Annotated in this window: 16 protein-coding genes and 1 pseudogene; 3 read left to right on the top strand and 14 right to left on the bottom strand. The window is 64.5% G+C overall.

Features of this window, described 5'->3' with window-relative positions:
- Positions 1-279: 279 nt before the first annotated feature.
- Together LCM4576_RS05675 and LCM4576_RS05670 are read right to left on the bottom strand one after the other, a co-directional pair.
- Positions 280-735, bottom strand: a complete 456-nt coding sequence (locus LCM4576_RS05675; RefSeq protein WP_041012435.1) for a GFA family protein — start codon at positions 733-735, stop codon at positions 280-282.
- A gap of 64 nt (positions 736-799) precedes the next feature.
- Positions 800-1,351: an isochorismatase family protein gene (locus LCM4576_RS05670; protein ID WP_071030922.1), complete on the bottom strand. Its 552-nt coding sequence runs from the start codon at positions 1,349-1,351 to the stop codon at positions 800-802.
- Positions 1,352-1,492: 141 nt separating this feature from the next.
- Here LCM4576_RS05670 and LCM4576_RS05665 point away from each other — a divergent pair, with 141 nt between their 5' ends.
- Complete coding sequence (locus LCM4576_RS05665; RefSeq protein WP_206744873.1) at positions 1,493-2,020, top strand: hypothetical protein; 528 nt, start codon at positions 1,493-1,495, stop codon at positions 2,018-2,020.
- 9 nt (positions 2,021-2,029) lie between these two features.
- Here LCM4576_RS05665 and LCM4576_RS05660 read toward each other — a convergent pair whose 3' ends face one another.
- A complete protein-coding gene (locus tag LCM4576_RS05660) occupies positions 2,030-2,938 on the bottom strand; it encodes a LysR family transcriptional regulator (protein ID WP_071030921.1) in 909 nt (302 codons plus the stop codon).
- Between the two features lie 97 nt (positions 2,939-3,035).
- Here LCM4576_RS05660 and LCM4576_RS05655 point away from each other — a divergent pair, with 97 nt between their 5' ends.
- Entirely contained in the window at positions 3,036-4,274 is a 1,239-nt protein-coding gene (locus LCM4576_RS05655) for an MFS transporter (RefSeq protein WP_116397885.1), read from the top strand.
- A gap of 79 nt (positions 4,275-4,353) precedes the next feature.
- Here the strand turns inward: LCM4576_RS05655 and LCM4576_RS05650 are convergent, their stop codons facing one another.
- The 4 genes from LCM4576_RS05650 to LCM4576_RS05635 form a co-directional block, all read right to left on the bottom strand.
- Positions 4,354-6,375: an amidase gene (locus tag LCM4576_RS05650; RefSeq protein ID WP_071030920.1), complete on the bottom strand. Its 2,022-nt coding sequence runs from the start codon at positions 6,373-6,375 to the stop codon at positions 4,354-4,356.
- Positions 6,376-6,484: 109 nt separating this feature from the next.
- A complete protein-coding gene (locus LCM4576_RS05645) occupies positions 6,485-7,387 on the bottom strand; it encodes an SEL1-like repeat protein (RefSeq protein WP_274534957.1) in 903 nt (300 codons plus the stop codon).
- Entirely contained in the window at positions 7,363-7,650 is a 288-nt protein-coding gene (locus tag LCM4576_RS05640; RefSeq protein ID WP_131803219.1) for a hypothetical protein, read from the bottom strand. The genes LCM4576_RS05645 and LCM4576_RS05640 overlap by 25 nt, the downstream gene beginning before the upstream one ends.
- A gap of 77 nt (positions 7,651-7,727) precedes the next feature.
- Positions 7,728-9,308, bottom strand: coding sequence for a WD40 repeat domain-containing protein (locus LCM4576_RS05635; protein WP_071030917.1), 1,581 nt, complete (start codon positions 9,306-9,308; stop codon positions 7,728-7,730).
- Between the two features lie 288 nt (positions 9,309-9,596).
- Here LCM4576_RS05635 and LCM4576_RS35595 point away from each other — a divergent pair, with 288 nt between their 5' ends.
- Entirely contained in the window at positions 9,597-9,686 is a 90-nt protein-coding gene (locus LCM4576_RS35595; RefSeq protein WP_116390006.1) for a putative RiPP precursor, read from the top strand.
- Between the two features lie 196 nt (positions 9,687-9,882).
- On the opposite strand, the gene xth is transcribed toward LCM4576_RS35595, so the two are convergent.
- The 7 genes and pseudogenes from xth to LCM4576_RS05605 form a co-directional block, all read right to left on the bottom strand.
- Complete coding sequence (gene xth, locus LCM4576_RS05630; RefSeq protein ID WP_071030916.1) at positions 9,883-10,656, bottom strand: exodeoxyribonuclease III; 774 nt, start codon at positions 10,654-10,656, stop codon at positions 9,883-9,885.
- Positions 10,657-10,829: 173 nt separating this feature from the next.
- Entirely contained in the window at positions 10,830-11,486 is a 657-nt protein-coding gene (locus LCM4576_RS05625) for an alpha/beta fold hydrolase (protein WP_071030915.1), read from the bottom strand.
- A 238-nt stretch (positions 11,487-11,724) separates the two neighbouring features.
- The gene (locus LCM4576_RS05620) at positions 11,725-12,837 is read right to left on the bottom strand and encodes a tetratricopeptide repeat protein (RefSeq protein ID WP_071030914.1); all 1,113 of its coding nucleotides are present in this window, start codon (positions 12,835-12,837) and stop codon (positions 11,725-11,727) included.
- Positions 12,834-13,742: a Ku protein gene (locus LCM4576_RS05615; RefSeq protein WP_071030913.1), complete on the bottom strand. Its 909-nt coding sequence runs from the start codon at positions 13,740-13,742 to the stop codon at positions 12,834-12,836. The genes LCM4576_RS05620 and LCM4576_RS05615 overlap by 4 nt, the downstream gene beginning before the upstream one ends.
- Before the next feature lie 361 nt (positions 13,743-14,103).
- Positions 14,104-14,392: pseudogene (locus tag LCM4576_RS34485) on the bottom strand (GIY-YIG nuclease family protein).
- 191 nt (positions 14,393-14,583) lie between these two features.
- Positions 14,584-17,076, bottom strand: a complete 2,493-nt coding sequence (gene ligD / locus LCM4576_RS05610; protein WP_071030912.1) for a DNA ligase D — start codon at positions 17,074-17,076, stop codon at positions 14,584-14,586.
- 238 nt (positions 17,077-17,314) lie between these two features.
- The gene (locus tag LCM4576_RS05605; protein ID WP_040980638.1) at positions 17,315-17,539 is read right to left on the bottom strand and encodes a hypothetical protein; all 225 of its coding nucleotides are present in this window, start codon (positions 17,537-17,539) and stop codon (positions 17,315-17,317) included.
- Positions 17,540-17,621 lie beyond the last annotated feature (82 nt).

The following is a 17,621-nucleotide window of genomic DNA, read 5'->3' as shown; positions in this document are numbered from 1 at the left end:
CGAGGTCAATGCGGTTCGAGGGAGAAAGTGTTTCGCCCTTGCTTTCTCGTCCGTGTGCAGGAAGGCAAGTGCAACCGCCGCAATATACCGTTTTCGCGGAAGTTTCAGCGGGCGGCAAATGTGCCATGGTGAAGCCTGCGGTATGAGGYCGCCGTGGTCGACGCGGACGCCCAAGCACATCCCCAACAATGCGCCCCCAACGGCCGCGTCGACCATGTACGGAGATGGCAACGGCGACCTTGCCCTAGGTCGCCGCTTTTTTATCTGCACAGTCCTCGATCAACCCTGGGTGCCGGCGTATTCGGCGACCAGTCCCTCATATTCCTCGAAGGCGGGCAGCGCTTCGTAGCTGTGCACGGCCGATGTCTCCGCCCAGGGCAGTTTCTCAGCCGTCCAGGTTTCGATGAAGGGTGTGAACCAGGCGTGGTCGTCGAGCATGGTCGGGCGCAGATTGACGAACCAGTCGATCCCTTCCGGCCGCGTRAACATCCAGGTCATGCAGTAGCCGCAGAAATAGTGTTTCGACGCGCCGTGCAGACCGCCGACCACCGGCTCGCCCTTGGTTACCTCGAACCCTTCCGAGGGGACCGCCGCGCTCAATGAATAGGCGCTGGACGACATCGACTGGCAACCGGTGCAGTGACAGGCCATGGTGAGCAATGGCCTTGCCGAGATCTTCAGTCGCACGCGGCCACAGCGGCAGCCTCCTTCGGCGGGAAGAGTGAGGGTGGGCAAGATGGGACTCCTTGGGTTGTGGTTCGTCCCTTCTCCCCTTGTTGTGGGAGAAGGGACGGTGCGCTCAGCCTTCGGTCAGCTCAGCCGTCGTCGCCATCCGTGCGCCCTGCCCGGCGAACGCCTCGTTGTGGCGGGTGATGATGTCGGGCGCCTTTTCCTTTTCGCTGTCCTGCGTCGAATGCGCGTCGGAAACTACCGTGACGCCGAGCCCTTCGGCGAAGGCGCCCTTCACCGTGGCGGCGACGCAGAAATCGGTCTGAGCGCCGATGAGCACGACGTCCTTCGCGCCCTGCCCGGCCACCCATTCGGCGAGTTCGGGGTTCGAGAAGGCGTTGCCGACCTTCTTGCCGAAAGTCGGCTCGTCGGTCGCCTGGCCGAGCGGCGGCCAGACCGGCCAGCCGGAGGCGCCCGGCGCAAGCGGGTCGCCTTCCGGCCCGTCATGACGCACGAACGCCACCTTGCGGCCGGAACGCCGCGCCCAGTCGATCAGCCTGCGGGCGTGCTCGGCGATCGTGTCGGCGTCATGGATTGGCGGGTCGAAACGGCCGTCGAACATGCCGGTCTGCAGGTCGATGATGATCAGCGGCGCGGCGGCGGAGGGAGCGGTGTTCGGCATGGCGCGAAGATAGCGGAGGTGGGGGTCGGGTCAAGGACGAGGCAGGAGTCAGCAAGCAGCAACTCGCGCGACCCATCTACAATTTTTAGTTGTATTTATGATCAATCACAACTAATATGGTCGAGAGAGCGGGGGATGACAATGGACGAACAATACACGGTGTTCCTGATCGGAGGAGGCACGGGAGGTGACGAGCAGGCGGTGTTCACGCCGCGCAATGTGGGGAGCCGCTGCAGGCTTACCYGCAGCTATCGCAATAAAGTCATCGCTGCTGAAGAGGACGACTATTTCGAAGCCCTATGCCAAATCCGCAATCAGCTCGAAGTGGAAGGACTACTACCCTTTTGTTATGGCGCGAGCGCCAATGTTTTCCCTGAAGGCACCGTGACAGAGATGAGTCGAGGATTGGTGGTCTGCAAAGTGAAAACAGGTGAGYGTCCCAAAAAGGGCGACCTAGTCAATATATTTGACGACGGCTATGATGTGATGCCCGTGTTCGTCTCCATGCAGCAGAAGTTTTGGGATTCGTRGCTCGCCTCCTTGCCCCGGTCGCAAGACGCGGAGATTGCGAATTCAAAGGGCGGCGCAGTCCACTCTCTCCGGCGGTCTTTGACACTTAGCTTCGGCAAGATGTTGAAGTCGCTTTTTCGACTGCCTGGGGGAACATAAGCCTGGCCCTCACGACATCAGCGGCATCGGCCCCTTTAGCGCCTCGGCCAGCGCATCGCGGAAGACCGCGATCGGGCGCGCCAGCCGGCCGGCCGGGGGGCGGTGGAGCAGCCAGCAGCGCACCTGCGGCTTGAAGCCGGGGCAGTCGACCACCTCGACCGCGTCGCRCCATTGGCTRCCTGACAGCGCGCCGGGCGTGACGACGCCGATGYCGTGGCCGCGCGCCACCAGCGACATTCTCAGATCCGCGCCCTGCGCCTCGACGCCGACATGGAAAGGCAGCCGCGCCGCCTCGAAGCGGTGGCGGATGAAAGCGCGGAAGCCGCAGCCGCTTTCGTTGAGCACCCAAGGATAGCGTGCGAGATCGTTGAGCTCGGCCGGCTTCGGCACGCCAAGGCTTGGCGAGGCCACCAGCAGCACCGCCTGCACGCCGAGATCGTCGCCGACGAGCTCGGGCGGCGGCGCGACGCCCTCGGCAAGGCAGACGGCGACGGCATCGATCTCGCTGTGCAGCACCTGCTCCACCAGGCGCGGCGAGAGGCTGGAGGTGATCTTGAGCGTCAGTTGCGGGAAGGCTGCGCGCAGACTGTCGAGCGGCTCGGACAGCGCGCTGGTCGAAAGGTAAGGCATGATGCCGAGGCGGAACTCGCCCCTCACCTCGCCGTCCGGCGAGACGCCCGCCTTCATATCCTCCAGCGAGCGCAGCACGCGGCGGCCATGCTCATAGGCCTCGCGGCCGGACGCGGTGGGCTTGAGCGGCTTCGACTGGCGGTCGAGCAAGGACGTCGCCAGTTGCTCCTCGAGATTTTGCACCCGACGCGTCACGCCGGGCTGGGTGAGGTTGAGCCTAGCCGAGGCGCCGACGATCGAGCCGGTTTCGACAACGGCGACGAAAGCTTCGAGGTCATGGATGTTCATGCGTATCTCGCATAATCATTATCAGATCATTTGAATTGTAGCATTATGATCAATGCGAATAAAGTCCTCGCGAAATATGCGGACAGCGAGGCTACCCATGAACGGAACAGACAACGCCCGGATCGCGACGGCCAAGTTCGGCGATCCGTCGCCGCATGCCGGAGGCGGCACCATCACCCGGTCCCAGACGCTGYTGTTCGCCGCCTCTGTCGGCATCATCGTCACCAATCTGTTCGCGCCGCAGACGCTGGTCGGGCTGATCGGCCCGTCGTTGGGCGCCGCGGCATCGGAGGGTGGGCTCGTCTCGATGGCCACGCTGCTCGGTTATGYGGCGGGACTGTTCCTCCTGGTGCCGCTGTCGGATCTCGTCGAGAACCGCGTGCTGGTTCTGCGCATGCTTTGCGCGGCGGCGCTCGCGGCGGCGGTCGCTTCGTTCGCGCCGGCCGCCCCCTCGCTGCTTGCCATGCTGTTCGTGCTCGGCGCCGCCTGTTCCTGCATCCAGGTGCTGGTGCCGGTCGCGGCCTCGATGGCGCCGCCCGGACAGGACGGACGCGTCATCGGCGACGTGATGAGCGGGCTGATGATCGGCATCCTCTTGTCGCGCCCGATTGCCAGCCTCGTCGCCGACGCCTTCGGCTGGCGCGCATTCTACGGCATCAGCGCCGCGGCGCTGGCRCTGCTCGCCATCCTGCTCGGCCTGACGCTGCCGAGGCGGAAACCGGTGGCGCATGCGACCTATGCGGAGCTCATCGCCTCGCTGATCGGACTTCTGGGTCAGGAGCCGGTGCTGCGCCGCCGCGCCTTTACCGCCAGCCTGGTGATGGCCGCCTTCAGCGTGTTCTGGACCGCGGTGGCGCTTCGCCTCTCCGCTCCGCCCTTCAATCTCGGCCAGAAAGGCATTGCCCTGTTCGCGCTGGTGGGCGCTGGGGGTGCGGCGGTGACGCCGATCTTCGGCCGCGCCGGCGATCGCGGCTTTACGCGTTCCGCCACGATCCTGTGCCACCTCGTGCTGATCGCGGCGCTCGGCCTCGCCGCATGGGYGGGCGCAGCCAAGGCCGGCGACGCATGGCTGCCGCTCATCCTCATGGGTGTCAGCGCCGTGCTGCTCGACATCGGCGTCACCGGCGACCAGACGCTCGGCCGCCGGGCCGTCAACCTGCTGCAGCCTAAGGCGCGCGGCCRCATCAACGGGCTGTTCGTCGRCATCTTCTTCATCGGCGGCGCGATCGGCTCGCTGCTGGCGGGGGTGGCTTGGGCGTGGGGCGGATGGAACGCGGTGTGCGCGGCAGGCGCGATATTCGGGGTGACAGCGCTGGCGGTGGATTGGATGGGATAGTGGGAGCGCCTTGTGGGGAAGCGCCGGCGCCAGAGCGCTTAATCTCCCCTCTTGTGGGGAGATCGGCAACTTCGTCGCCTCAGCCAATCCCGCCAGTCACGACATACGCCCCGGCAGCGCGCCCGTCTGCCAGCCTTACGATCGCGGTGACGATAGAGCCATAGGAACCGCGCCAGACGCTGTGGAAGCCTTGATGCGTAGAGGCCGGCAGCACGATCCGGCCGGTATAGCGGTTACCGCCGGCCTGCATGATCACCGGCTCGCCATTAACGTGGACTTTCACGGCCGCCTCCGGTTCCGCCCTGCCCGCCTCGATCTCCAGCGCGATCGTGATCTCGTCCGTATCACCGGCGCGGACCGTTTCGGCGGTCAGCATCAGGGCAAACGGCGCACCGCCCGCACCACTCGTCACACCGCTGCCCGCCGCAAACACATCGTCCGCCAGCGGCGGCGTGCGCGACGGAGCGGTGCGGCGCCTTGTGGCGCACTCATAATCGCCGGCAATCCTCAGCAACGCCACGTCGTCATGAGCCTTGCCGGCGAAGGTCAGGCCGACGGGCATGCCGATATCGGCCATGGTGCCCATCGGCACGGTCACCGTGGGGATGCCCAGATGCCGCCAAACGAGATTGCCGTTGGCGACCCAGGTGCCGTTGCGCCAGGCAAGCCGGGCGGAAGCCTCGTTGACGTCGGCATCGGCCGGGCCGACATCGGCGACCGCCGGCAGCACCATTGCGTCGAGGCGGTTGGCATCGAGCCAGTCCTCAAAGTCGATACGGCGCGTTGCTTCCAGGCCCTTCAGGCCTTCCTCGATGGTTGGGATATCTTCCAGTCGCGCCACGCCCTGCTTCGCGCGCTCGACATACTGCGCCAGATCGAAATCGGCCTCGCCATAGCGGTCGCGCAGCGTGCCCGGCGGCTGCGGGAAGATCTTTGCGCCGTCGACCGAAGCGAGATCGGGGATCGCGGGATCGGCATTGGCGCGCAGGAAATCGTCCCACGACCAGATGGAAAGGTCCCAGATCTCGCGTTCGGCGAATTCCTTCGGCACCAGCCCGCGATCGACCATGGAGCGGGCGCCCGGACGGTCGCGCTCGTAATTGGAGACGACGGGGAAATCGACCTCGACCACCTGCGCGCCGAGCGCCTGCAGGTCGCGCGCAGCCTGCCGCCACAACTCCAGCACCGAGGCGCGCGTCTCGATCGGGCGATCCGAGCCCTTATCCTTGCCGATATACATCTTCGGCACGCCCAGACGTTTTCCCTTGAGCGCGCCCTGCACGGCAAGCGCGGCATAGCTCGCCTGCCGCAGCGCCGAGGCTTTCGGGATTTGCACCCAAGGCTGCACGCGCCAGAAATCGCCGCGCGTCTCTTCATCGTCGGCGACGATCACATCGAGCAGCTCCAGCATGTCGGCGACGCTTCGCGTGTGCGGCACGACCACATCCATGGTCGGCACCAGCGGCCAGTTGCCGCGCACCGAGATGACGCCGCGCGAAGGCGTGTAGGCCACCAGCGCATTGTTGGAGGCCGGCGCGCGACCGGACGACCAGGTTTCTTCGCCCAGGCCGAAGGCCGCGAAGCTGGCCGCGGTCGCCGTGCCCGAGCCGTTGGACGAGCCGGAGGCGAAAGCGGCGGTGAGATAGTCGGCATTATACGGGCTTTCGGCGCGGCCATAGACGCCGCGCTGCATGCCGCCATTGGCCATCGGCGGCATGTTGGTGAGGCCGATCAGCACCGCGCCGGCGGCGCGCAGCCTGGCGATGGTGAAGGCGTCCTCGTTCGCCGTGAGATGCTCGAAGGCCGGCGAGCCGGCGGCAACCGTCAGCCCCTTGGCCTTGTAGCTGTCCTTGGCGGTGTAGGGGATGCCGTCGAGCGGCCCGAGCGTCTTGCCCTCGCGGCGGCGGCGGTCGGACGCTTCGGCTTCCTCGAACATGTTCGGGTTGAGGACGGGCACGGCGTTGAGCACGATGCCGTGGCGGTCGTAATGCGCGATGCGCTTGAGATAGGCCGCGACCAGCTCGACGCTGGTGATGGTGCCGTCTTCCAGCGCGCGGCGCAGGTCGGCGATCGAGGCTTCGACGAGGTGGAGGGTGGGCATGATTTGCTCGGCTGGCGTGGCATTGYGCTACCCTTGCCTGCCGGACATCAACACCRCAAGGGGCGAGACCGGACGTCGCAATCGCTTTCGCAAATCATCGGTGATGCACTCACAGCGTCTTGCTGTCGAACTGGCCGTTTTGTTTCATGAGTTGGAGAAAAGCCTTGGCTTCTTCGCTACGATGCCCCGCCGCCTTAACGAACCATTTGCCGGCTTCCGGGTAGTTGGGCTTGCCACCTATCCCGCTGTAGTAGAGCTTGCCGAGGTTGAGTTCGGCAGTGACATTTCCAGTTCTGGCCGCCTGCAGCAACCAGAATTCGCCGGACTTCTCGTCCTTCGATATGCCTCTGCCGGTGGCATACGCCGCGCCCAAATTCAATTCGGYCGAAGCGTCTCCCTGCTTCGCCGCCTTGAGCCACCATGAAACGGCATTCTCGTCGCTCTGGGGGAGGCCCGCACCGGTCAAATAAGCAATGCCCAGGCTGGACTGCGCATAGGCATCTCCCTGGTTCGCTGCTCTTAGCCACCAAGACGCGGCTTCCGCGTCGTTCCTGGCCACACCCTTGCCCGTCGAATAGGCAAAGGCCAGCGCTGACTGCGCCGGGATATTACCTTGCTCGGCTGCTTTACGGTACCAGACAACAGCTTGGGCATCATCCTTTCCGACCCCGCTGCCCAGCGCGAAAGCATTCCCGACGGCAGTTTGTGCATCGACTTGGCCGCGCGCAGCGGCCTTCATCCACCATTCGAATGCTCTCTCGAAATCCTGGTTGACACCGTGGCCGCGCRCATAAAGGGTGCCGAGCAAACTCTGGCCGTTTGGCTCTTCGTTGTCGGCGGCTTTTCTTACCCAGGTCGCAGCAATCTTATAGTCTCTCTCCACGCCTTCGCCGACATAGTAGGCGCGACCTATGCTGTAGGCCGCCTGGGCGCTTCCTCCATCTGCAGCCTTCCGCCACCAGTAAAGTGCCTGCTCGCGGCTTTGCGCTACGCCTTGGCCTTCCCAGCACAGAACCCGAGACCATACTGGGCGCCGGGATTACCMATTTTTGCCAGTAAAGAAAGCTGTCGATACTCTTCCGCGTAGTCCTTTTTCAGTTTGGCGGCTTCGRCCTTCCTTATCGCGGACCACTGTTGGTAGTAGTTCAAGGCTGGTCCAAACAGCACGAAGCCCGCCATCACGACCAAGGCGAGGCTCAGCATCAATCCGGGACGAGGCGCCCGCGGACCAAAGACTGGTGTCTGGGATTTAGGTGGCCATTCGTAACTGCTCAAGATTGCCCGTCCATTTGCAATCAACAGTAGTTGATAGCGCAAGCTGGGCTGCACTGAAATATACCCTCCACTAAAAACTATTCCGGTGCCCCGGCAAACAGCACCGTGCCATCGCCTCCCGTGGCCGGCCAGTTGCGGATGGTGCGGTCGATGCCGCCGGTCAATAGCGTGYCGTCGGYGRCGAACGCCACCGAGTACATTGGTCCGGTGYCGGGATCGAATTCGGCGATCTCGGCGCCGGTGTCCATGTTCCAGATACGCGCCGTGCCGTCGAGCGAGACGGAACCGAGACGTTTGCCGTCGGCCGACAGAGCCAGCGCATAGACCGTGCCTGAATGGCCGTCGAAGCGGCGGATCTCCTTGAAAGTGTCGAGGTCCCAGAGTTTGATCGTGTAGTCGCCGCTGCCGGTCACCGCGTGGTGGCCGTCGGCCAGGAAGACCGCGCCATAGGCGCCGCGGTCGTGGCCGTGCCAGCTGCGCAGCTGCTTGCCCGCAACGATATCCCACAGCTTCAGCTCGCCGTCGATGCTGCCCGTGAGCGCCCTGGTGCCGTCGGGCGAGATGGCGACGGAGCTCACCGACCAGTCATGGCCAGGCAGCACATGCAGCACCGTCCCCTTCTCCAGGTCCCAAACAACCACAGAACCGGTGTCGTGGCCACTGACGGCGCGCTTGCCGTCCTGGCTGATCTTCAACTGCCTGACGCCGCCGTTCGCCCCCGAGGAGAAGACGTGCAGCACCGTGCCGTCGGAGAGCTGGCGCAGCACGATCTCGCCGTCGTCGCCGGCGGTCAGCGCCGTCTTGCCGTCGGGCATGAAAAGCGCGCTGCGCGCCATGTCCTTTTGCTGGCCAAGATCGCGGATCAGCCGCTTGCCGTTGATGTCCCAGAGCTTGATCATGCGGTCGGTGCTGGCACTCATGATCTCGTGGCCGTCGGCGGACACCGCCAGCCAGACGACGGCATCGCGATGACCTTCCGGCGCCGTCGGCTGAGGCGGAGGCGCCGGCGGAGGCGCCGCCACCRTCTGCGGCGGCACGGGCGCGAGCGCCGTCTGCTCGGTCGGCTGGACGGGCTTTGYCGGTTGGGCAGGCTGCGGTGGCGCGTACTCGGCCGGCTGCATCGGCTGGATGGGAACTGCAACCGGCTCGGGCACCGCGGACTTTGCTGYCTCTTGCTGCGCGGGTGCGGCTGGCTCGATGTTCGCCTCCGGCGTGGCCGGTTTTGCGCCCGCCTCCGGCGTAGTTTTTAGCTCGGATGGCCGGGGCGCCGGCTCCGCCGGCGCGGCGGCGACTTCCTTCGCCGGCTCGCTGCGCGGTTCCTGTGTCCGCCACGGGCCGAACTGGTCGGCGATGATGACGAGCAGGGCCAAAAGCGGCAAAGCGAGTGCTGCGCGGCGCAGTCGTGGATGGCCTGCCGGCGCGATCTCGGCGTCGCGGCCGAACAAAGGGGCGGCCGGATCATGCCTGCCGGCGCCCGGCAGCAGGCCGGCGAGAAACAGCAGCCCGGCAAGGACCGACAGCAAGCCGGCCACACCGAAGACTTCCAGGCGCGCCATCGCCGGCGGCTTGCCGCCAAGCGCCGGATAAAGCTTGGCGAAACAGGCAGTGCCGACGGCAAGCATCKCCAGCGCCAACAGCCTGTCGGTCGATCTCTTCATCGGTCTTCCCCCCGCACCTCGCGGCCGCCGCTGCCTTGTCACATGCGGCAGCAGGCCGGCCCCGGTATCTTAGCCGAGCTCGCGGCCAAGGCTAAGTGCAAGAGATCACACAGCCCCGCCGTCGATATCTTTGGCATCCATTTCCCAGCCGGCGCGGTCGCCCACTATTGGGTGCGGTTGTATCAGTAGAGACTATCCCCAGGAACAGAACAGCTCGCTACAGCCGGTTGTTGACAGAAATTGCTCATGTGAGATTATCCACTCGGGATTTTTAAGGAGAGCAACCGCATGAAGAAGACTTACGAGAAGCCGATTTTGGTCCGCAAGGGCAAGCTTTCGACGGTGGTGGCGGGTTCGCCGCCCGTCTTGCCGGGTTGATGCTGAAATCCTCGGTGCTTCTGCAGCATAAACCGACGAGGGACGCATAATAGAAAGACTTACGAGAAGCCGATTTTCGTCCGCAAGGGCAAGCTTTCTGCGGTGGTGGCGGGTTCGCAGCCGCCTACGCCCATATAAGCGGGGCACCAGAACCTGATTCTCAATAATCCCCGCCACGGCGGGGATTTCTGTTTTCTCACCCCAACTCCACCCAGACCGGCGCGTGATCGCTGGGGTTTTCCYCTCCCCGCACCTCGCGGTCAATGCCCGCGCCCTTCAGCTTCCGCGCCAGCTTCTTCGACAACAGGATGTGGTCGAGCCGCAAGCCGGCGTCGCGCGGCCAGCGGTTCCGGCGGTAATCCCAGAACGTGTAGAGCCGCTCCTCCCTGGGAAAGACTTTGCGCAACGCGTCCGTCCAGCCCTGGTCGATCAGCGCGGCGAAGGCGGCCCGGCTTTCGGGCTGCACCAGCGCGTTGGCGTCATAGGAGCGGGTTTCATAGATGTCGCGCGGTTCGGGCACGATGTTGAAGTCGCCGGCCAACACCACCGGCAGGCCGGTGCCGATGAGATCGCCGGCGTGCGCCGCGAAGCGCTTGTGCCAGGCGAGCTTGTAGTCGAATTTCGGCCCCGGTTGCGGGTTGCCGTTGGGAGCATAGAGGCAGGCGATGACGACGCCGTCGACCGCGGCCTCGATATAGCGCGCTTGGCGGTCGGCATCGTCGCCGGGCAGCGCGTCGCGCGTCAGGACAGGCTCGGCGCCGCGAGCCAGGATGGCGACGCCGTTCCAGGTCGGCTCGCCCTTCCACACCGCGCCATAGCCGGCCTTGGCGAGCCTCGTCAGCGGGAATTGCGTGTCGCGGGATTTCAGCTCCTGCAGGCAGACGACATCGGGTTCGGCGCGGGCGAGCCAGGCCAGCAGGTTTTCGAGCCGGCTGTTGATGTTGTTTATGTTGAAGGTGGCGAGTTTCATGCTCGGATGCCGAAGGCGCCCCTCGCTTCGTCATCCTCGGGCTTGACCCGAGGATCCATGCCGTGACGCCCGCCATCGAACGGGGCGGGGCAAAATTCTGAACCGTTGCAACCCCTTAACGTCACGGAATGGATCCTAGGATCTGCGCGCGTCGCTTCGCTCCTTGCTCCGCCCTAGGATGACGACGCCGAGTGGTGCGCCAGCTTGGCCTTGATCGTCTCCGACACCGTCTTCAGATGATCGCCCGTCGAAAAACCCGAGATCGCCTTTCGCGRCTTCAGATCGTGGTCACCGTCCTCCAACCACACCATCTCGATCGCATTGGAAAGGCCGTAGGTTGCGACCTCGTCCTTTGTGCCGAACTCATCGCGCGTGCCTTGGAAGATCAGCGTCGGCGTCTTGAGGTCGGCGAGATGCTTCGTGCGCAACTGCTCCGGCTTGCCCGGCGGATGGAAGGGATAACCCAGACAGACCAGGCCGGCGATCTCGCCCTTGGCAAACATCTCGTCGGCGACCATCGAGGCGACGCGGCCGCCCATCGACTTGCCGCCGATGATCAGCTTGCCGGTCACGCCCCTGGCGCGCAGATCGGCAATCGCCTTGATGTATTCGGGGTTCACCGTCTCGGCGCGCGGCGGCGGCTTGCGGTGACCGTAGCGGCGCGCGGCCATGTAGTGGAATTCGAACCGCGCGACCTGGAAACCGGTGGCGGCAAGCGCCTTGGCGGTGGCGGTCATCGATGGCGAGTCCATCGACGCGCCGGCGCCATGGGCGAGCAGGATGGTGACGGGGGCGGTGTCGAAGCCATCGAAGAGGAAGTGGGTCGTCATAGGACCGTTCTCGGCGCGGCGGCGAAACTGCTGATCTCCCCCCTTGTGGGGGAGATGGCCGGCAGGCCAGAGGGGGGCGCGAAGGAATGCCGACTTCTGCCTTTGTAAGATGACAATTCTAGAGGTCGTGGCAGCGAGCCGGTTAGAGGCCGGCGGGACAGCGCCCCCCTCTGTCCTGCCGGACATCTCCCCCACAAGGGGGGAGATTGGCTGTCGCGAAGGCCTTCGCCAACCATCTTCACCCCGCCGTACGCGCCATGTGCAAATCCACGAAYTGTATCCCCTTTTGCGCGGTCCGCGCCCATTCGGACTCGGCATCCAATTCCAGATAGCGGACCCACAAACGGCGGGCCTCCATCAGATTACCCGCATCGAATTCCAGCCGAGCCAGGTTGAACACCGGGTCGGCATAGGCCTTGTCGAGCGCGATCGCCTTTTGCAGATGGCGCCTTGCCGAAGCCACCTTGCCCTCGTCGCTCATCAACCCAGCGAGGTTGAACCAGGCTTCGACGAAGCCAGGATCGAGTTTTATCGCGCGGGCATAATCATGCGCGGCTTCGGCAATCCGGCCTCCTGCGCGCAGGCAGTTGGCGCGGTTGAAGGCGGCGATCGCATCCTTGGGGTCGATCGCCAGGCAGCGCTGGTAGAGCGCCGCCGCATCGTCGTGATGCCCCTGCTCTTCCGCCATCTCGGCCTCGGCGAACAGTTCCTCCAGCGTGTCGTCTTCCGGCGAGCCCAGGTCGAACAGCAATTGGCCGTCGAGCTCGCTCGTCCCATCGTCGAGATAGATCGCGTCCGGTCGGCCATGCTGGGAGCCGAGATTGAGCGATTTTGCCGTGAGCGAGGCTACCGGGCCGGAGCGGTGCACGGAGCGCGCGATCGCGCCCCAGCTGGCGCCGCTGGCGATCAGCCCGGCATATTTGCGCGCCAGGATCAGGTCGCGGAAAGAATAGGGTTCGCCGTCATGCTCGAAGGCGTCGAACAGCGAGAGCATGTCGAGATCGTCGCCCGCAAGCCGCGACTGGTCGACGAGCGACTGCCTGGAGAGCGACGAGGCGTCGGGCGCCTTCATCAGACCGAGCAGGCGCAGGAAACCGTTCTCGCTGAGGAGTTGGCGGCCTGCTTCGCGCTCCGCCTTCACGCGGCGCTCGATCTCGACGTCGCCGGATTTCGCCGCCTTGGCGAGAAGCGCGCGGCCGAACACGACATGGGTGGTGCGGCGGGTGACGCCGCGCCTCAGCTCGGCGTGGCGGCGCTCGACCTCACGGACAGCGAGGCGCAGCGGAAAGGCGGCCAGCGCGCCGACGACGCCGAAGACGGCGCCGGGAACGATGACTGGCCCTGCCGTCACTTCTTGCTCTTGCCGACGGCCTTCAACAGGTTCGCCTTCAGTGGGTTTTCGGCCGCGCCGCCCGCGGCCGCCTTCCTGGCGGGTTTTGCCGGCGCTTCCTCGGCTTTGCTCTTCGACTTGGCCGGGGGCTTCGCCTGCTGCGACAAGCTCGCCTTCAACGCGTCCATCAGGTTGATGACGTTGCCCCGCTCGGGCGCTGCCGCGATGATCGGCTTGTGGCCCTTCAGCTTCTCGCGGATCATCGCCATCAGCGCCACCTCGTAGCGATCCTCGTAGTTCTTCGGATCGAAATGGGTCTGCTTCTGCTTGATCAGCGCTTCGGCCAGCTGCAACATCTCGGGGTCGGRCTTGGCATCCGGGATGTTGCCGAAATATTCAGTGGTGCCGCGCACTTCGTTGGGGTTCCTCAAGGTGCAGACGAACATCCCTTTCTCGCGCGCGCCGATCGTCACCACGCGTTCGCGGCTGGAGAGCACCAGGCGGGCGATCGCCAGCTTGCCGGACTTGCGCATGGCTTCGCGCAGCACCGCGAAGGTTTCTTCCGCCATGGCGCCGTCGGGCGCCAGATAATAGGGCGAGTCCTGGTAGATGACGTCGACCTCGCCCTCGTCGACGAAGGCCTCGATGTTCATCGTATGGTTGGATTCGATCCGGACCGCATCGAGGTCGGCGTCGTCGATGATGATGTACTGCTTGTCTTCATATTCGTAACCGCGCACCAGGTCCGAGCGCTCGACCAGGCCGAGCTCGGGATCGACCGGCTTCATGTTGATGCGGTTGTGCGTCTTCTTGTGCAGCTGATTGRACGAGATGCGCTCGCTCGCGCTGGTGGCCGGATAGAGCCGGACCGGACAGCTGACGAGGCTGAGCTTGAGGTAACCTTTCCAACTTGCCCTGGGCGCCATGATGAACTCCTACGCGGCCATGCACTGACACTATGTTGGAGCATGGTCTTGTCCAAAAACCGGTTCCCATTTTTTGGAACCATGCTCTTTGCAGCGCTTCGTCCGCAGGACGATTGGCGCTCTGGAAATCCTACACCGACCCCTGATGGTACTGCCGAATTCCTAGCGAAATGTTTTCGGGGCGGGTTGGCGCGGAGGATAATTCAAATTGTAGGAAGCGTCGATGGAGTGGATTGAGGCGCTGGAGATTAGCCGAAGCCCCGAAGCTTCGTCATCCTAGGGCGAAGCAAGGAGCGAAGCGACGCGCGCAGACCCTAGGATCCATGCCGTGACATGCGAGCGCCGCGACGGTGCGGATCGCTTACCAGCCCGTCCCGCGAAAGAGCTCGGACCATTCTGGATTGGTCTTCTCGATCAGTTCSATCTTCCATTGGCACGGCCAGCGCTTTAACGATTTTTCGCGCTGTATGGCATCGGYCGATATCGAAGTATTCCTCGTACCAGACTAGACGTTGCACGCCGTAGCGGCTGGTGAAACGCGAGCCTTGGCCGTTCTTGTGCTCGGGCATCCGACGCGCGAGGTCGTTGGTGACACCGATGTAGATCGTGCCGCCTTTCTGGCTCGCGGTCATATACACGTAACCTGTCATCGAGCGATCCTAATTGGCGCTGGTTCTGGCAGCYATTCTTCTGGACCGCCGCATCCTAAGGCCAATGTCACGGCATGGATCCTAGGGTCTGCGCGCGTCGCTTCGCTCCTTGCTCCGCCCTAGGATGACGAAATCTAGCACTGGCGCAGCCCCTCTCCGGCCGCTGCGCGGCCACTTCGTGGGGCGAGGAACTAGCGCTCAAACACCGGCAGATCTCTCGCCGCCTCATCAATCTCCGCCCATGGATCACCCGACGTCTCGAGCAATCCCGGCAGCGAGGCGTAGTTCAAATCCTCCGGAGCGTCGATTGCTTCGAGGTCGGTCCAGCTCACCGGGGTCGAGGCCGGCAAATTGGTGCGGGCGCGCAGCGAATAGGGGGYGGCGGAGGTGTGGCCGCGGGCGTTGCGGTSGAAGTCGATGAAGATGCGCTTCTTGCGGTTTTCCTTGCCCATCGTGGTGGTGAAGGTGTCGGGCGCGCTTGCCGCCAGCAAAGTCGAAATCGCGCTCGAGACTTGGTGTAATTTCTTCCAGTTCTGCTTGCGCGTCACCGGCACCGTGATGTGGATGCCCTTGCCGCCTGAGGTCTTGGCGAAGGGCACCAGCCCCAAACCTTCCAGTCCGGCCTTGATGTGTACGGCCGCCTCCACCACCTCGCGCCACGAAATCCCCTCGCCCGGGTCGAGGTCGAAGACGATCTGGTCCGGCTTGTCGAGTTTTGTCCGGTGCGTGCCCCAGGTGTGGAACTCGACGACGCCGAATTGCGCCAGTGCCAGATAGCCCTTGGCGTCCTCGACCGAGAGATAGGTTTTCGTCTCGCCTTCCGAATTGGTAGACTCGAACACCGCCACCGAAGGCGGCATGCCCGTGAAGGCGTGGCGCTGGAAGAAGCAATCCTGCGGCTTGCCGGTCGGGCAGCGCACCAGCGATACCGGTCGGCCGATGATATGCGGCAGCATGAAATCGCCGACCAGCGCGTAGTATACGGCGATGTCGAGCTTGGTCGGCCCGGTCTTGCCGAACAGCCGCCGCTCCGGATTGGTCACCCAGATGGTGGCAAGGTCGGATTCGGCGATCAGCCGCTTGCGCTTGACCGCCACCGGCGTGGTCAGCCCGCCAACATCGCGCAGGCCGCGAAAGACGCCGTGGCGGATCGCGTTGTCGCCGGTGCGGTTCGAATAGCGGACGCGGGCCGACAGCAGCGGCTTCACCCAATGCATCTCGCGCATGATCTCGCGCGGCACGCCTTCGGGCGGGCTGGCGCCGGCCGTCAGCCGCTCCAGCCGGGCGAGCAGATCCCGCGCCATGTCGCTATCGAAGCCAGTGCCGACCTTGCCGCGATAGTGCAGTTCGCCATTCTCGAACTCGGCCATGCCGAGCGCCGCAAGCCCTTCCGCCTGGTCGGACACGGTATAGCCGGCGATGACGAAATCGTCCGTCTTTTGCGCCTTCACCTTGGTCCAGCTCTTGGTGCGGCCGCTCTGGTAGATGGCGTCGGCGCGCTTGGAGACGACACCTTCCAGTCCAAGCTCCGAGGCCTGATCGTACAGGCCCTGGCCATCGCCCTCGACATGATCGCTGTACTGGATGGCGGAATTGGCGGCCTGACCGGCGAGTAGCTCTGCGAGCAGACTCTTTCGCCTTTGCAGCGGCGCCTTGCGCAGGTCCCAGCCGTCGAGATGGAGCAGGTCGAAGGCGTAGAAATGCAGCTTCGAGCCGGCGCCTTCGGCTAGAGCATCCTGCAGCAGCGCGAAACGGGAGATGCCTTTATCGTCGAGAACCATGATCTCGCCGTCGATGATCGCCTGGCCGACCGGCAGCCGCGAAAAGGCCTGAGGGAGATCGCCATAGCGTTTCGTCCAGTCGATGCCGCCGCGCGTGATCAGCCGCACCTCGCCGCCCACCACATGCGCCATGGTGCGGTAGCCATCGAATTTTATCTCGTGCAGCCAGAGCTCCGGCGTCTTCCGCGAGGGGTGTTCACCGCCCGGCGGCTCCATCACCTGGGTGGCCAGTTGCGGCTCGATGCGGGCGGGCGGATCGCCTTTCACCGCGCCGGGCAGCGCGCCGGGCTTCAGCGAGCCACGCTTTGGCGGCAGGCGYTCCGCCCTCTTCGGCGGCGCGACCAGCTCCTCGATGCGGCGGCCGGACTTCACGCTCTCCGGCCGTGCCTCGAGGATATCGAGCTTGGTGTCGGAAGCGAGGTCGCGCTCCTTGAACAAGAGCCAGTTCTTCTTGTTCTCGTCCTCGCCGGGCTTCGGCTTCAGCCGGGTCAGCATCCAGCCGCCATTGAGTTTTTGCCCGGCCAGCCGGAACTTGAAGGCGCCGGTCCTGAGGCTTTTCTCGACATCCTCCATCGGCGCCCATGTGCCGGTATCCCAGACGATCATGGGCCCGCCGCCATATTCGCCTTCGGGGATGACGCCTTCGAAGTCGATATATTCGATCGGATGGTCCTCGGTCTCGACGGCAAGCCGCTTGTCGGCCGGGTTGAGCGAGGGCCCGCGCGGGACAGCCCAACTTTTGAGAACGCCGCCGACTTCGAGGCGAAGATCGTAGTGGTCGGCGGTAGCGTGGTGCTTGTGCACGACGAAGCGGTTGGAGGCCTCGCCGGCCATGCTGCCCGCGGRTTCGGGGGTGCGGGAGAATTCGCGCTTGGCGCGATAAGGTTTGAGGTTGGYGGGCATGGGTCAGCGCATGGTGGCCAAAGACAAACGCCTCGTTCCTTCGCGCCCCCCTCTGTCCTGCCGGACATCTCCCCCACAAGGGGGGAGATCAGATGTCACGACGGCTTTCGCTAATTTTCGACTATGCAGGAGAAGCGCCGTCGGCGGAACTGCCAATCTCCCCCCTTGTGGGGGAGATGGYCGGCAGGCCAGAGGGGGGCGCTGTCCCGCCAACCTCTCAGTCATCATCTCCGAATGCTCAATCGTCGATCGCCGGCGTCAATTCGAGCTCGGCGGGCGACAACCCTTGCCGCAGCTGGCTCAGCCGGAACTCGTCGACCCAGTAAGCCTCGCCGTCAACCAAAACGCGGGCGCTGTAGGAGCCGCCGGAAAAGCGCTGCGCGGTGACATAGACCTTGTGGCGTTCGAGCGCGGTCTTCACCGCGGCGCGGCGGGATTTTTCTCTGGCGACGGGACTGGCCATGACCTCACTCGAACACGCTGCCGCTAAAGATGCTGCTAGCCGTAAGCATGGCGGAGAGCGGAATGTGAGTCAATTTGTCGGC

This window comes from Mesorhizobium sp. LCM 4576, assembly GCF_001854815.1.
Taxonomy (GTDB): domain Bacteria; phylum Pseudomonadota; class Alphaproteobacteria; order Rhizobiales; family Rhizobiaceae; genus Mesorhizobium; species Mesorhizobium plurifarium.
This window is presented reverse-complemented; position numbering and strand designations above follow the sequence as displayed.

Coding starts and splice junctions, on each gene's coding strand:
- LCM4576_RS05605 (WP_040980638.1), bottom strand. CDS start 17,539: ATGGCCAGTCCCGTCGCCAGAGAAAAATCCCGCCGCGCCGCGGTGAAG.
- LCM4576_RS05670 (WP_071030922.1), bottom strand. CDS start 1,351: ATGCCGAACACCGCTCCCTCCGCCGCCGCGCCGCTGATCATCATCGAC.
- LCM4576_RS35595 (WP_116390006.1), top strand. CDS start 9,597: ATGAAGAAGACTTACGAGAAGCCGATTTTGGTCCGCAAGGGCAAGCTT.
- LCM4576_RS05650 (WP_071030920.1), bottom strand. CDS start 6,375: ATGCCCACCCTCCACCTCGTCGAAGCCTCGATCGCCGACCTGCGCCGC.